This is a genomic window from Clostridium thermosuccinogenes (assembly GCF_002896855.1).
Lineage (GTDB): Bacteria > Bacillota > Clostridia > Acetivibrionales > DSM-5807 > Pseudoclostridium > Pseudoclostridium thermosuccinogenes.
This window is the reverse complement of the sequence record NZ_CP021850.1, coordinates 3710392-3726217: the sequence shown is the minus strand read 5'-3', so window position 1 is coordinate 3726217 and position 15826 is coordinate 3710392. Positions and strand designations below refer to the sequence as shown.

Below are 15826 nucleotides of genomic sequence, written 5' to 3'. Positions count from 1 at the left end.
ACACGGAGGCGATATGAGCAATAAATATACATATCTCCTTGTTGACGGTTCCGTACTTCCGGAAGTTTTCAGCAAGGTGGTGGAAGTGAAAAAGCTTCTCAGCAAAGGAACCTATAAAACGGTAAATGAAGCGGTAAAAGCGGTTGGCCTGAGCAGAAGTGCCTACTATAAATACAAGGATTATGTGTTTCCTTTTTACGAGACATCAAGGGGAAAGGTCATAACGCTGTTTTTTGTTGTGGAGGACTTTTCGGGCATTTTGTCCAGCATAATAAACAAGATTGCACAAGCTAAGGCAAACATACTCACAATAAACCAAAATATACCGATAAATGGCCTTGCCGATGTGACAATATCAATAGAGACAGAGGAAATGACCATGGACTTGAATGAATTGATGAATGAAATCAGCAAAGTTGAAGGGGTTCGAAGACAGGAGATCCTTTCTAGAGAATAGTGGGGTGGTAATAATGGTTAATGTCAGCGTTTTAGGCTATGGAGTGGTAGGGTCAGGAGTTGTTGATATATTAAAGAAAAACGGAAAAAGCATAAAGACCAGAGCCGGTGAAGATATAAAAGTAAAGAGGATTCTCGACATACGGGATTTCCCGGAAAGCGAATACAAGGAGCTTTTTACTAAAAACGCCGATGACGTCTTTAATGATGAATCAATAAAAATAGTTGTGGAGACGATAGGCGGAATTGGAATAGCCTATGAATACACCAAAAGAGCTTTGAAATCCGGAAGGCATGTAGTAACATCAAATAAGGAACTGGTGGCTACCCATGGCCCGGAGCTTCTTAAAATCGCTCAGGAGAATAATGTACGGTACCTTTTTGAAGCCAGCGTAGGAGGAGGGATTCCGATAATCCGGCCCCTCAGGCAATGCCTTGCTGCAAACATGATAACGGGAATTACCGGCATATTGAACGGTACTACCAATTATATCCTCACCCGCATGAAAAAAGATGGAATGGATTTTGACGAAGCTCTTAAAGGGGCGCAGAAAAACGGCTACGCAGAAGCTGATCCTACGGCTGATATCGAAGGGCATGATGCTTGCAGAAAAATAGCAATTTTATCATCAATAGCGTATAATGAATTTGTAAACTATAAAAATATACCTACAGAGGGCATTAAAAATATAAGCCTTACTGACATGAAATATGCCGATGCGTTGAATTGCACAATAAAACTCATCGGCCATAGCAGAAAAACAAAGGATGGGATATATGCCTGGGTAAGTCCGGCTATGGTTGGCAAGGATATGCCCCTGGCAGGAGTGAATGATGTTTTTAATGCAATTGTTGTGTATGGCGATGCAATAGGCGAAGCCATGTTTTATGGACCTGGAGCCGGTAAATTCCCTACCGCCAGTGCCGTTGTGGCTGATATTATTGATATAGTGAGCCATCCGGAGGACGGTTTTAAGAATAACTGGCAGGATCATAACGGCAATACCTTAGAATTGACTGATCCATCCGGAATTGCAGCGAAGTACTTTGTAAGGGTAAAATCCACCGATCAAAAGGAAGCCAAAAGGGCAGTATTAGCTGAGTTCGGTGAAGATGTAAAATACCTGAGGTTGCCTGACAGTGAGACTGAGGATGAGTTCGGATTTGTATGCGGGAAAATGCCGGAAAGGCAGTTTGCGCTGTCCGTTGAGAGATTGAAGAAGTCAGGCAAGGTGGATGAAGTGGTGAACAAAATCAGGGTTCTGGAAGGTTAGATACATATGCTATGAATCATAGCAACCTATTGAACAGAGAAATGGAGGCTTAATAGATGAAAGTAGCAAAATTTGGAGGTACGTCACTGGCTAATGCGGAACAGATAAGGAAGGTTTGCAGCATAATAACTGCAGATCCGGAGCGCAGACTTGTAGTGGTTTCTGCTCCCGGTAAACGCTTTAAGGATGATATAAAGGTTACCGACCTTCTTATAAAATGTGCTGAGAAATATATTGAATGCGGCAAGGCCGATGAGGAAATGGAGGCAGTTGTTGCAAGGTACGCGGAGATAGCTAAAGAAATGAATATTGGCGATGAAATTGTTGACATCATTAAAAAAGATTTGTGCGAGCGGCTTAGCGGCGACATTTCCAATAAAGCAAAGTTCATGGATTTGCTGAAGGCGGCCGGGGAAGACAATTCGGCGAAGCTGGTGGCACAATATTTAAAAAGCATCGGGGTAGAAGCCCGATATATAAACCCTAAGGATGCGGGGCTGTTTTTGAGTGATGAATTTGGAAATGCCAGGGTTTTGCCTCAGTCCTATGAAAACCTGAAAGCTCTTAAGGATATGGACGGCATTCTCATTTTCCCGGGATTTTTCGGATATTCTTTGCAGGGGGATGTGGTTACATTCCCGAGAGGCGGTTCCGATATAACCGGGTCAATACTTGCTGCGGCAATCGGGGCAGATATGTATGAGAATTTCACCGATGTGGATTCGGTCTTTGTTGCCAACCCGAATATAGTCAGGAATCCTAAGCCTATATCTGTAGTTACATACAGAGAAATGAGGGAGTTATCCTATTCGGGTTTTTCCGTGCTGCATGAAGAGACGTTAGAGCCCGTATACCGCAGAGGTATACCTGTATGCATCAAAAACACCAACAACCCGTCCGCTCCCGGTACAATGATAGTACCTGAAAGGAAATCAAAAAACGGACCGGTAGTGGGAATTTCCTGTGATAATGGATTCTGTACCATTTTTGTGAGCAAGTATATGATGAACAGGGAGATAGGGTTCGGACGCAGGCTGCTTCAGATTCTGGAGGATGAAAAACTGTCATATGAGCATGTTCCGTCAGGCATTGACAGCATATCGGTAATACTGAAGGAGAAGCAGTTGAATGCTGAAATTGAAGAACGCATTTTGAAAAGGATAAAGAATGAACTGGAAGTTGATGATGTAAGCATTGAACGGGGTCTGTCCCTGGTCATGCTGGTGGGTGAAAGCATGATGCGCACCGTGGGCATCGCGTCAAGGGCGACAGGAGCATTTGCCAAGGCAGGAGTAAACATTGAGGTGATTAATCAGGGTTCATCCGAGGTCAGCATGATGTTTGGCGTCAGGGCAGAAGATGCCGACAAGTCTGTACGCGCGCTTTACGAAGAGTTTTTTGGCGGGGAATAAAACAGTGCCTTAATCCATTAGCGGGAAACGGATTGGCACAATTACGGAGACTGATCTGACACAAACTGTATAAAAGCTATATAAATCACTCTATTCGGCGGGGGTTGTAATCCCCGCCGAACCTTTTTGAGTCAGGTTATTTTGACGGTATTCTGATCCTTGGAAAAAGCTACGAATTTAGAATTTCTTCTATTCTGGCCAATTCTTCACCGCTGAAGTTAAGATTTTTCAAAGCGCCCACATTTTCTTCAATCTGGCTTACCTTGCTGGCTCCTATTAATGCCGATGTCACCCGGCCTTCCCGAAGAACCCAGGCCAGGGCCATCTGAGCGAGGCTCTGCCCCCTCTCTTTGGCTAATTCATTCAGCCGGCGGACTTTGCTGAGTTTATCTTCCGTAATGTTTTCACTTTTAAGAAAAACCGAAGGGCCGGCAGCTCTTGAGTCTGCAGGTATACCATTGAGATACTTGTCGGTGAGCAGTCCCTGTGCCAAGGGAACATAGGCTATGGTGCCAATACCCTCCTCCTTAAGCACATCCTGAAGACCCTTTTCTATCCAGCGGTCAAACATGGAGTAGGAAGGCTGGTGAATCAAGCATGGAGTACCCAGCTTTTTAAGGATTGCCACAGCTTCCCTGGTCTGGTCGGCATTATAGTTGGACAGACCTACATATAAAGCCTTCCCCTGCCTGACCACATGGTCCAGGGCACCCATGGTTTCTTCCAGCGGAGTTTCTGGGTCCGGCCTGTGGGAGTAGAATATATCCACATAATCCAGACCAAGACGCTTAAGGCTCTGATCCAGGCTGGCTATAAGATATTTTCTGGAGCCCCAGTCACCGTATGGTCCAGGCCACATGCCAAAACCGGCTTTGGTGGATATTATCATTTCATCCCTATGTCCTGCAAAATCAAGCTTAAGTATTCTTCCGAAGTTTTCTTCCGCTGATCCCGGAGGCGGTCCATAATTATTTGCAATGTCAAAATGGGTTATTCCCAGATCAAAGGCTTTGCGTATGATGGCCCTGCCGTTTTCAAAAACATTGATCCCTCCGAAATTGTGCCATAGCCCAAGGGATATGGCAGGAAGCTTCAATCCGCTTCTTCCGCAGCGATTATAAATCATGCGGTCGTATCTTTCTTTACTTGGTGTGTAATCCATAACAACCTCCTTATTTATCTAGCTTCTGCCTTGTGATGTTTGCTTAAATCTATTTTGTTAATGTGCAGCACATCCTGTTTTGTAGATGATTATCCCGCGAAAACAGTTGCTCGGAAGGCTTGTTAACACAAAGGGCGTTTTTAATATGCCTTCTGTGTCCCTGCGGCTTAAACATGTGGATTTAAGCGTCGCCAGGAAAAGTTGAACGAGCCTTGAAAGCTGTTGTTTTCCAGTATAACAATTCAGCATTAATTTATATTATATGCAGACAAACTATAATCTACAATTCAAAAACAGTTGTAGCGGTTGCATTAAGTTGCAGCACTCTGTTTCAACGTGGCTGAAGACATTTTATTTGGGCCTCGTTTAATATATTTATTACCCCATATGCGAAGCTGACAAACTGCACTGCCGGGAAATAATTTTAGAAAAGAAAGAAATCACCCCGGAAAAATTAAATAAGATGCGAAGAAATATTATGTAGAGTTAGGAAAGGAGGGATGGCTTAGAAAAGTAATATTTTTCAATGCAGGCGATGGTTATAGCAAATGCAGTTGTTGCAAATGCTGATTAAAAAAGATAACAGGGCAAAAGGTACAAGAAAAGTTGCGAATCAAAAGAATATTGCAGTAGCAGAGGTTGTCATCAAAGTGAAAAAGACGCTTCGCTAAACAAAAAACAAGTGAACTTAAGGTGACAGCCCAAGGAAAACAACAAGAATATAAAGCGGGAAAACATTTATCAAGGGAAAGGGGCTTCATCTTCATGTGAAGTCCCTTGCGCCCTGATGGCCCCACACTATTTACCCAACCCTTTGTGCAGAATAGGGGACAGCCTTTTATAAATAAGGACTACAACTAAGGAAACAACAATTCCTTTGATAGCGTTAAACGGAGCTATGGCATAGGATATCAATGACCTTACGTCAACAATGTGCTTGTTTACTTCGGTGCCCATGGCAACTACCGCTTCAGTAGGGAAGTTAAGTACTTTTGCGTACATTGGTATGAGGAAGAAGTAATTGAACAGTGAGGCAAAGACAACCATTGAGGCGGTTCCTACAGCAAGCCCCAGAAATGCGCCTTTTTTGCTTTTATTATACTTGTAGACAATACCTGCAGGAACGACGTAAGACACTCCTACCAGGAAATTCGCCAGCTCACCAATTCCTACAGTGGAAGTTCTGAAAAGGTGCAGCAGGTTTTTTATCAGCTCTACCAAAGCGCCATAAAGAGGGCCTAAAGAAAATGTTACTAGGAGTGCGGGTATATCACTGAAGTCTATTTTCAGAAAAGCCGGGAATAACGGTAACGGCAGTTCAAAAAACATAATTATCAGTGATAGAGCCGACATTATTGCAACTTTAACCATTGAGTTTAATGATACCTTCATTAAAATACCCCCCAAAAATTAAAAATCCCTGGAATATGAACTCCAGGGAAACCTTGCAATATAGCAATGTTATTCAATACAATCTTCTCCCATCCAGACTATACTGTCGGCCACGGAATCTCACCGTGTCGGCTTGCGCTCGCGGGCTAATGCTAAAGCATATTACCGCCGGTAGGGACTTGCACCCTGCCCTGAAGATTTCATATTCATTTTTTATCAAATCTATTCTTGCACAAATATATCCTTGTGTCAATAGTTTTTCATAATGGATTCAAGTCATTAATTACCAGGGATTAATGACCGTGCATAAAAAGTTTTTCTCAATGGTAAATTTCCATATTGACAATTTAAAACTGTATCTATAAAATAGCTATAACACTTCGATACGGATTCAAAGCGTATCGATACAGTTGTGATATGAGGGGGAAGCAAAATGAATAGTGTTTCTACTAAAAAGTTAGTTTTAAATGGGCTGATGATTGCCATCGTATTTCTGGCAACATACTTTACACGCATACCGGGGCCTATTTATCCTGGTTATATCAATTTCGGCGACATTGTCATAATGGTGGCGGCCATCCTTTTGGGAAGGGGAACCGGGCTGGCTTCCGGGGCAATAGGTTCAGCCATCGCTGATATTGCTGCAGGAGGAATGATATTTGCCCCCATCACCTTTGTTGTAAAAGGATTGGAAGGATATATAGCCGGAGTTATCGCCGATTCTGCCGAAAAAAATGCCCATGGTGAAGCGCGTCGGTTAGCGGCTGTGGTGATTTCAGCTGCGGTAATGGTAGCCGGTTATTTTATTGCAGAATGGCTATTGCTTCCTTTTGTGGACAAAACTTTCGGATATACGGCGGCAATAGCGGAGCTGGTGCCCAACTTGGTGCAGGGAGGAGTAAGTGCTGTGGCTGCATATGTTTTAGTATCGCTGCTGGACAGGGTAGGAGTAAGAAAAGTATTGAATTAATAAAAAGATACGTTGTTTCAATGGCTTTTTTTGGGTAAAATAATACATGTCAACCGGTGTGCCGGCAATTTGTATGGATGGACTTGCCAATGCCATCTTCAATTTGACGGTGCAGTGCGAGAGATGGCAAACAGCTAAGACCAAAGCCGGTAATTTTACTCATAGGGATGAAGGTATCCCGGCTTATAAATTAAAATATAAGAGAGGTAAAAGCCTATGAAACTCACGATACTGGGAAACAACGGACCTTTTCCTGCAGCAGGAGGAGCCTGCTCCGGGTATTTGATTACCGAAGGCGAGCATAAGCTTTTGATTGACTGCGGAAATGGAGTTTTGAGCAACTTGCAGAAATACACAAGGTTTGAGGATCTGGATGCCATAATACTGACGCATCTCCACAGCGACCACATGTCGGATATGATGGTGCTGAGATATGCTGTGGACATCAAGATGAAGAGGGGGTTGATGTCAAAGCCCATAAAAGTATATGCTCCGGATCAGCCGATGGATGAATACGAACGCCTCAACATAAAGAACGTATTTGATCTTGCTTCGATAGACAGCAATACCGTGTTGAACATAGGTGGTATGAGGCTATCCTTCGCGGAAATGAAGCACCCTGTGAAGTGCTTTGCGGTATCAATAGAGTCCAAAGGAAAACGATTTGTCTTTTCCGGAGATACGTCATGGACCGAGAATATTGTGAGGTTTGCGGAAAATGCCGACCTCCTCATGCTTGATGCAGGACTGCTTTCCCGGGACAAGAAGGATGAAAATGTGCCTCACCTTACAGCCCGGGAATGTGGTATTGTTGCTATGAAATCAGGAGCTAAAAGGCTTCTTCTCACCCATTTTTGGCCTGATTATGACACAAATGAACTCTTGGCGGAAGCCGCGGAAGAGTACCCTAAAGCTGAGATCGCCAAATTGCTTGCGGAATATGATGTTTAAAATAAAAAGCCGGATTTGATTTAATCCGGCTTTTGTGCACTTTACGTTTTATCATTTTCATGCATTTACGCATATGCATTTGTACACTGGTATGCATTTGCTTTATATGCTTACGAGCTTTTGTACTCTTTATATGCTTTTCTCCTAAACACTATATGCGCTTTGATGCTTTTTATCTTATTTATACAGTTTACTGCAGTATTTCTATAATTATTCAGTCGGACGGCCTTACTGGCTGGGGGGTCCATCTTCTTGGTATACGGTGATTACTTCACCTTGTAGGCTTTGAGATTCTTATCCAGCTCCTTGACAAGGTTGTCGAGCTCTTCGGAAGCAGATTTCATAGCTTCGAAAGCTGATAGCTGCTGTTCGGTAGTGGCAGCGACCTGCTGGCTGGAAGCGGCAGTTTCTTCGGAAACGGAGGATATGTTCTCAATGGCGGCAATAACATGATCCTTATCCTCCTGCATTTTTTCTATAGCGCTGTTTACTCCGTCTATTTTTTCAATGATCAACGTGATAGCATTGGCGATATCACCAAAAGCGCTGTTTGTTTTAGCAACTGCTTCATTTTGCTCTTTGCTGGATTTTCTCATGTCCTCCATGGACTTAATTGCCTGTTGGGATTCTTCCTGTATGCTTTCCATCATGCCGGTGATCTCCTCGGCCGCTTTCCGGCTCTGGTCGGCTAAAGCCCTTACTTCTTCGGCAACAACCGCAAAACCTTTGCCGGCTTCACCGGCTCTTGCAGCTTCTATTGCGGCATTCAGCGCAAGAAGATTGGTTTGCTCTGCTATATCTTCAATGGTTTCAACAAAAAGGCTTATATTCTTTGTAGTGGTGGTTAATTTTTCGACAACGGAGAAAATCTTTTCAGAGGTACTATAGTTTTCGTCAGATTTCTGATGCAGTATATTAACTGATTCCAAACCTACGTTATTAAGTTCGCTTATTTTTTTCGTCTCATCCGTTACCTGGGAATAAATCCTGGATACAAGGTCGATCTGCTCTGAAAGCTTCTCCATCAACTGAACGCCCTGCTGTGCTTCCTGAGCCTGCTCTGAGGCGCCTTTGGCAATCTCGTCGATTGTTCGGGAAATCTCTACCATAGCTGACGCAGCTTCATCGGATGTTGACTTTACCTGCTTTGATGCCCTGACAATAGAGAGGGAAAGGGAGAAGAAACTTTCTATCAGCTTTTTAATGTTGCTTATAATGCTATGCACTTGTATGGATACATTTCCTAAAGCTCCGAAGCTTCTTGAATCTATCAGATATGTAAAGTCACCGTTTCTGATATGTACCATCTCATTGGCAAGCCGGTTTGAAACCTTTTTTATTGATGATTCTATCACTATTTTCGCAATAATGGTGGTAATAACTCCCGACAGAATGAAAAACAGCAAGGGCAGCCATTCCCCAGTAATAACACCTGTAAGTATACCCCATAGGGCACCGGTCACGACTGAAAACAACATTGCCGCATTAAATGCATTAAATTTCTTTGCATCTTTCTCCTGCATAGCATATCCTCCTAACTTTGATGATAATAAAATTTAATTCTTTTAATATATTTCGTCTTTTCTAATATATTTCGTCATATTTTCCTAAAATCCTTCTTATATTTCCACATGTTTCAAATTCATGAAAAAGGCTTGTGCGACTCGAGAAAATAAATTGACATCAATTTTGTATAACTGTATAATTGTATACAATTATACAGTTATACGTGCATATTATATATAAGATACATATAAATAAGTCTAATAGGAGGGTTTGAAATGCTTGAATTTAACAAGAGAACCAATACGCTGGAGCAAAACCAGTATAAATATTCCCTGCAGGACGTATCGGAACCAAACCTGTACAGGGATATATACAACTATGACGAAATACCTAAGTGCGCGTTTAATCATAGACGGGTTCCCATGGCACCACCGGATGAAATATGGATAACGGATACTACCTTTCGTGATGGGCAGCAGTCCAGAGCACCGTATACGGTGGAACAGATCGTGACATTGTTTGATTTTCTTCATAGGCTGGGAGGACCAAAGGGCAAAATCCGTCAGAGCGAATTTTTCCTCTACAGCGACAAAGATAAGGAAGCCGTATATAAGTGTATGGAGAGAGGCTATGAATTTCCGGAGGTTACCAGCTGGATCAGAGCGACAAAGAAAGATTTTCTGCTGGCAAAGGAAATGGGCATGAAAGAAAGCGGTTTCCTTGTGAGCTGTTCCGACTACCACATTTTCAAAAAGCTGCACATGACAAGGAAGCAGGCCCTTGATCACTATATGAGCATTATAAAGGAAGCAATTGATGTGGGAATAAAACCCCGCTGTCATTTTGAAGATATTACCAGAGCGGATTTTTATGGATTTGTCGTGCCTTTTGCCATAGAGCTCAGGAAGCTCATGGAGGAAAGCGGAGTGCCGATAAAAATAAGGGCATGCGATACCTTGGGTTATGGAGTGTTCTTCCCTGGAGCGGCTTTGCCCAGAAGTGTTCCGGGTATTATATACGGATTGAGGCATTACGCCGGCTTCCCCAGCGAGTTGATAGAATGGCATGGCCACAATGATTTTTACAAAGCCGTTGCTAATTCTTCCACAGCATGGATGTACGGCGCATCCAGTGTTAACTGCTCCTTGCTGGGAATAGGTGAAAGGACGGGTAACACTCCTCTTGAGGCGATGGTCATTGAATACGCCCAGTTAAGGGGTACAACTGACGGCATGGATACTACGGTGATTACAGAGATTGCAGAATATTATGAAAAGGAACTGGGATATGCAATACCACCTAGGACTCCTTTTGTAGGCAAGCATTTTAACGTAACCCAGGCAGGTATTCATGCAGATGGAATATTGAAGGACGAGGAAATTTACAATATTTTCAACACATCGAAGCTTCTGAAAAGGCCAATAGGAGTGGCAATAACTCAAACTTCAGGCCTTGCAGGCATAGCCTTGTGGGTTAATAATAATTTTGGACTGGAAGGAAGCAAGAAGCTTGATAAAAAAGATGAAAGAATCGCAAAGATAAAGGATTGGGTGGATCAGCAGTACCAGTCGGGAAGAACGACATCAATAAGCGACGATGAGATGATGGAAGCGGTAAAAATGCTGGCGCCGGACATTTTCGACCTGGCCCTCTGATTCTGCAGACAAAAAGGCGGGGATACCGGTATTCAGGCTGTTAAATCCAAAGCAGCGGTTGATTTGTTTGTGTAGGAAGGATATTCTTCCTACACCGCCTATATGGAAAGCCACTGCTGTGAAATGCCGGAGAGTCTGCAATATTACCTTGATTTATTGTTTCTTAAGGACATTTCATAATAATTGTTATTGTGGTATTATTTTATTGGTTTTGATCCGAATAGGTTTAAGTAAGGCCTAAAGATATTCGGACAGGATATAAAAAACGGGGGGAATGTACGTTGGGACTTAATTTAGCACAGAAGATAATAAAGGCTCATCTTGTAAGCGGCGAGATGATAGCCGGAAAGGAAATCTCAATAAAAATAGATCAGACTTTGACCCAGGACTCGACCGGCACCATGGCATATCTGCAGTTTGAGGCCATGGGAATACCCAGGGTAAAGACCAAAAAGTCGGTGGCATATATAGACCATAATACGCTTCAGGCGGGTTTTGAGAATGCCGATGACCACAAATATATACAGACTGTCGCAGCAAAGCACGGCATTTATTTTTCCCGTCCGGGCAATGGAATTTGCCACCAGGTGCATTTGGAAAGATTCGGTGTGCCAGGGATGACATTGCTGGGCTCCGACAGCCATACACCGACCGGAGGCGGTCTGGGAATGCTGGCCATCGGCGCAGGTGGACTGGATGTTGCTGTGGCAATGGGCGGAGGACCATATTATTTGACTATGCCGAAGGTATGCAGAGTAATCCTGAAGGGCAGGCTTAATCCTTGGATTGCAGCAAAGGACATAATCCTGGAAGTGCTAAGGCTGCTCACTGTAAAGGGTGGTGTCGGCAAGATCATCGAATATGCGGGAGAGGGTGTGAAAACCCTTACAGTTCCTGAAAGGGCGACCATAACAAATATGGGTGCCGAGCTCGGAGCAACCACCTCCATATTCCCCAGCGATGAAGTTACCAGAGCTTTCCTGAAGGCTCAGGGAAGAGAGTCAGACTGGGTGGAATTAAAACCGGATGATGACGCAGTATATGACGAGGAGATAGTAATAGATCTTGATAAATTGGAACCTTTGGTAGCTTTGCCCCACAGTCCCGACAATGTTGTAAAAATCAGCGAGGTGGGAAAAATCAAGGTTGATCAGGTGGCTATAGGCAGCTGCACCAACTCATCCTACGTAGACATGATGAAGGTGGCAATGATGCTGAAAGGAAAGACAGTTCATCCTGATGTGAGCCTGGTAATCGCTCCCGGTTCAAAACAGGTGCTGACAATGCTGGCTCAAAACGGTGCATTGGCGGATATGGTGGCAGCAGGAGCGAGAATCCTTGAGTCGGCATGCGGGCCATGCATAGGCATGGGGCAGGCTCCGGCTTCCAATGCGGTTTCCCTCAGAACCTTCAATAGAAACTTTGAAGGCCGCAGTGGTACGGCTTCTGCCAAGGTTTACCTGGTAAGCCCTGAGGTTGCTGCTGCCAGCGCGATAACCGGAGTACTCACAGATCCGAGGGAGCTGGGAGAGGCACCTGTAGTATCAATGCCTGAGGAATTCCTCGTGAATGACAATATGATTGTGCCTCCTGCAGAGGATGGAGAAAAGGTTGAAGTGGTGAGGGGACCGAATATCAAGCCCTTCCCGTTGAATAGCGAGCTGCCGGAAAAGGTGTGCGGGAAAGCATTGATAAAGGTGGGAGATAACATAACTACCGATCATATCATGCCTTCCAATGCAAAGCTTCTACCCTTCCGTTCAAATATACCTTATCTGGCGGAATTCTGCCTGACTCCATGTGATCCTGATTTTCCGAAGAGAGCCAAGGAAAACGGTGGAGGATTTATTGTGGGCGGTTCCAACTATGGACAGGGTTCAAGCCGTGAACATGCGGCTCTTGCTCCCTTGCAGCTGGGGGTAAAAGGAGTGATTGCAAAATCCTTTGCGAGAATCCACATGGCAAACCTTATAAATTCCGGAATTTTGCCGATGACTTTTGTGGATGAGGCTGATTACGACAGCATTGATTGCGGAGACGAGCTGGTGATAGAGGATGCAAGGAACCGGATAAAAAACGGCGGAGAGCTTTTGCTGCGCAATATCACAAAGAATAAGGATATAAAGGTTAAAGTTGCATTATCGGAGAGGCAGGCAGAAATGATACTGGCCGGCGGCCTTATCAATTACACCCGCCGTCAGAGCAATCAGTAAAGGAAAATTTCTTTGTAAAGGGTCGCTTATGCGGCAGGATTTTAGTATAAAAGCAACAAATAATATAATAGATTTTAATTCGGAGGTTATTATGAAGCGGTCGAGAGAAAAAAAGCAATGCTTTTTTGCTGATTTTCTGCAATGTAGCAGGACTTGGGCTCTCGACTGCTATTTTTTTGAGAGAGGAGGACAGTAGTGTCTAAAAATCTTAATGATGAGGATGCCGGATATTCAGTTTCTCTTAGAAAAAGAGTTTTCGACCATATACAGAATGATATCTTAAACGGCAAATACCAACCCGGTGACAGCCTCATTGAGACCCGTTTGTCGGAAGAGCTTGGGGTAAGCAGGACTCCAATACGGGAAGCTATAAGACAGCTGGAGCTGGAAGATCTCGTGCAGACGATACCCAACAAGGGAGCTATTGTAAAAGGCATTTCTCCCCAGGACATCAAGGATATTTACACTATAAGGATGATGATAGAAGGGCTGGCTGCCCGGTGGGCTGCTGAAAAGATTACGCCCGAGGAACTGAAGGAATTAAGGGAAGCTCTTGAATTTGAAGAGTTTTATACGATGAAAAATGATGTGGCTCATCTGGGTAAATATGATTTCAAATTTCACGACATCATATTTAAAGCCAGCAAAAGCAAACCTCTGATGCATACCCTCAGCACTTTTCACCATTATGTTCAGAGAGCCAGAAATGCATCCTTCGAAACCCCGGGGAGAGCATTGAAAGCCCTCGAGGAGCACAGGAACATTTATAATGCAATTGCGGCTGGGGATGCGGAAAGGGCGGAAAAATTGACGACCGAGCATGTGTATAATGCAAGCCTTAATCTCCTGAATAATGTAAAAAAAGAAGAAGATAACTGATATCTTCTTCTTTTTTATTATGGTGACCCATAGGGGATTCGAACCCCTGTTACCGCCGTGAGAGGGCGGTGTCTTAGGCCGCTTGACCAATGGGCCTTATCGCAAGGATTATTATAACATGGATTTACTCAAAATACAACATATAAAATTAAAAAAATTCTGTTATATATTGGGCTTCCATTATGTGCTATAATAGGCCCTGGATTAAATATAAACTATATATATGATATGAGCAATAAAGACCTGCTGCGGGGGTGTAGGAGACCGGCGGGTATGTATGGAGATGTTCCGGTATTCCATGTTTGGAGCTGTCCCGGTATTCTACTGGCAATGCGACTGTATTTGCTGTGCGGACAGACCGAGCGTCTGGCGCCTGTACCGCAAGTCTTTCTCCGGCAGTACGTTTTAATTTGCTGCTTATGGACTATATTTTAATGCTTATGGTCTATATAAATTATTTATTAATTTAATTATAGAAAAAATTATTATATGCAGGAGATATATATGAAGCTGCCATTGGAATTTTTGAATAAAATGGAAAGTTTGCTGGGCAAGGAAGAATTTGAAGAATTCATGAGATCTTATGAAATGCCCAGATATTATGGGTTAAGAGTGAATACTCTCAAGATCAGCGTGGAGGAGTTCCTTAAAATATCACCCTTCCAGTTGGAACCCATACCTTGGACAAAGGATGGTTTTTATTATGCTGAAGGAGAAAGCCCGGGAAGGCACCCTTATTATTATGCCGGCTTATATTATATTCAAGAGCCTAGTGCCATGCTGCCGGGAGCTGTTATAGATGCAAAGCCGGGAGAAAGGATTCTTGACCTGTGTGCGGCTCCGGGCGGAAAAACGGTGCAGATAGCTGCGGGAATGCAAGGGCAAGGCCTTCTGGTGGCAAATGATATAAACTCGGATCGTGTAAAGGCATTGGTTAAGAATATAGAATTATGCGGAGTGAGAAATGCGATAGTGACGAATGAGTCGCCGGACAAGCTGGCACGGAATTTTGAGGGATACTTTGACAAAGTGCTGGTGGATGCCCCCTGTTCCGGCGAAGGTATGTTCAGAAAGGACGAAGATGCGGCGCGCAGCTGGGAAAGCTTCAAATGCGAAAAATGTGCCGGCATGCAGTGGGACATACTAAAGAATGTCGATAAACTTCTCAAACCGGGAGGAGTGGTTGTATACTCCACATGCACGTTTTCTCCCGAAGAGAACGAGAGGATGATCAGCATGTTCCTGGAACAGTATGGCAATTATGAGCTGCTGGACATCCCTAAAGTCGCAGGAATACAAGACGGAAGGCCCGAATGGGCGGACAACAGCAAAGAACTGGCAAAGACAGCGCGTTTGTGGCCTCATAAGCTGAAAGGAGAAGGGCATTTTGTTGCCAGAATGAAAAAGGCTGCGAGGGAAGAAAAAGATGGTGGTCAAAATGACACCAGCAGCAGGTATGCAGAGGGAAGAGCGAATATTTCAAAAATCTCCGGCAAGGGCATGGAAGGTCATATTGAAGCATTGAAAGCTTTTTGCAGGGACAATCTGCAAGTTGACATAAACGGGCATTTTGCTGTAAAGGGAAATAATATCTATTGCCTGCCTGTGGAATATCCGGACCTTTCGGGAATAAAGGTGGCGAAATTCGGCTGGTACTTAGGGGAATTTTCCGGAGGAAGGTTTGAACCGTCGCATTCCATGGCCATTGCACTAAATAAGGCTGACTTTAAGAACGTATTTGATTTGAGCTCTGAATCGGCTGATGTCATACGATATCTCAAAGGTGAGACTCTGATCGCCGAAGGGAAAAAAGGATGCAGGGCTGTTTGTGTGGACGGCTATTCTCTGGGATGGGCAAAGCAGACGGGAGATATGCTAAAGAACCTCTATCCCAAGGGGTGGAGGAAAATGGCATGACGGCTGCTGAAAATGTACGACAGGTAATTCTAATTTTTT

The 15826-nt window shown here is 43.8% G+C and carries 12 protein-coding genes, 1 tRNA gene and 1 riboswitch; of the genes, 9 read left to right on the top strand and 4 right to left on the bottom strand.

Annotated features, from left to right (window positions below):
* Positions 1-13 precede the first annotated feature (13 nt).
* Genes CDO33_RS16410 through CDO33_RS16400 form a run of 3 tightly spaced genes read left to right on the top strand, consistent with a single transcriptional unit; the run spans position 14 to position 3142 of the window.
* On the top strand, positions 14-457 hold the full coding sequence (locus CDO33_RS16410; protein ID WP_103079721.1) for an ACT domain-containing protein: 444 nt from the start codon (positions 14-16) through the stop codon (positions 455-457).
* Positions 402-1730 carry a homoserine dehydrogenase gene (locus CDO33_RS16405; RefSeq protein ID WP_479690734.1) on the top strand — a complete coding sequence of 443 codons (1329 nt, stop codon included), beginning with the start codon at positions 402-404 and terminating at the stop codon, positions 1728-1730. The genes CDO33_RS16410 and CDO33_RS16405 overlap by 56 nt, the downstream gene beginning before the upstream one ends.
* A 56-nt stretch (positions 1731-1786) precedes the next feature.
* On the top strand, positions 1787-3142 hold the full coding sequence (locus tag CDO33_RS16400) for an aspartate kinase (protein WP_103079719.1): 1356 nt from the start codon (positions 1787-1789) through the stop codon (positions 3140-3142).
* A 169-nt stretch (positions 3143-3311) separates the two neighbouring features.
* Here CDO33_RS16400 and mgrA read toward each other — a convergent pair whose 3' ends face one another.
* The gene (mgrA, locus tag CDO33_RS16395; protein WP_103079718.1) at positions 3312-4304 is read right to left on the bottom strand and encodes an L-glyceraldehyde 3-phosphate reductase; all 993 of its coding nucleotides are present in this window, start codon (positions 4302-4304) and stop codon (positions 3312-3314) included.
* Between the two features lie 798 nt (positions 4305-5102).
* Positions 5103-5696, bottom strand: a complete 594-nt coding sequence (locus CDO33_RS16390) for an ECF transporter S component (protein WP_103079717.1) — start codon at positions 5694-5696, stop codon at positions 5103-5105.
* Between the two features lie 77 nt (positions 5697-5773).
* Positions 5774-5899: riboswitch (FMN riboswitch) on the bottom strand.
* A 230-nt stretch (positions 5900-6129) separates the two neighbouring features.
* Here CDO33_RS16390 and CDO33_RS16385 point away from each other — a divergent pair.
* Together CDO33_RS16385 and CDO33_RS16380 are read left to right on the top strand one after the other, a co-directional pair.
* Positions 6130-6666, top strand: coding sequence for an ECF transporter S component (locus CDO33_RS16385; protein ID WP_103079716.1), 537 nt, complete (start codon positions 6130-6132; stop codon positions 6664-6666).
* 216 nt (positions 6667-6882) lie between these two features.
* On the top strand, positions 6883-7617 hold the full coding sequence (locus CDO33_RS16380) for an MBL fold metallo-hydrolase (protein ID WP_103079715.1): 735 nt from the start codon (positions 6883-6885) through the stop codon (positions 7615-7617).
* 266 nt (positions 7618-7883) lie between these two features.
* Here the strand turns inward: CDO33_RS16380 and CDO33_RS16375 are convergent, their stop codons facing one another.
* A complete protein-coding gene (locus CDO33_RS16375) occupies positions 7884-9140 on the bottom strand; it encodes a methyl-accepting chemotaxis protein (protein ID WP_242973781.1) in 1257 nt (418 codons plus the stop codon).
* 258 nt (positions 9141-9398) lie between these two features.
* Here CDO33_RS16375 and CDO33_RS16370 point away from each other — a divergent pair, with 258 nt between their 5' ends.
* From CDO33_RS16370 to CDO33_RS16360, 3 genes are all read left to right on the top strand, one after another.
* Positions 9399-10778, top strand: coding sequence for a 2-isopropylmalate synthase (locus tag CDO33_RS16370; protein WP_103079714.1), 1380 nt, complete (start codon positions 9399-9401; stop codon positions 10776-10778).
* A gap of 281 nt (positions 10779-11059) precedes the next feature.
* Positions 11060-12991 carry an aconitate hydratase gene (locus tag CDO33_RS16365; protein WP_103079713.1) on the top strand — a complete coding sequence of 644 codons (1932 nt, stop codon included), beginning with the start codon at positions 11060-11062 and terminating at the stop codon, positions 12989-12991.
* 195 nt (positions 12992-13186) lie between these two features.
* Positions 13187-13870 carry a GntR family transcriptional regulator gene (locus tag CDO33_RS16360; RefSeq protein WP_103079712.1) on the top strand — a complete coding sequence of 228 codons (684 nt, stop codon included), beginning with the start codon at positions 13187-13189 and terminating at the stop codon, positions 13868-13870.
* 20 nt (positions 13871-13890) lie between these two features.
* Here CDO33_RS16360 and CDO33_RS16355 read toward each other — a convergent pair.
* A tRNA-Glu gene (locus CDO33_RS16355) sits at positions 13891-13966 on the bottom strand.
* Between the two features lie 408 nt (positions 13967-14374).
* Here CDO33_RS16355 and CDO33_RS16350 point away from each other — a divergent pair.
* Complete coding sequence (locus tag CDO33_RS16350) at positions 14375-15787, top strand: RsmF rRNA methyltransferase first C-terminal domain-containing protein (protein ID WP_103079711.1); 1413 nt, start codon at positions 14375-14377, stop codon at positions 15785-15787.
* The last annotated feature ends 39 nt before the right edge of the window (positions 15788-15826 follow it).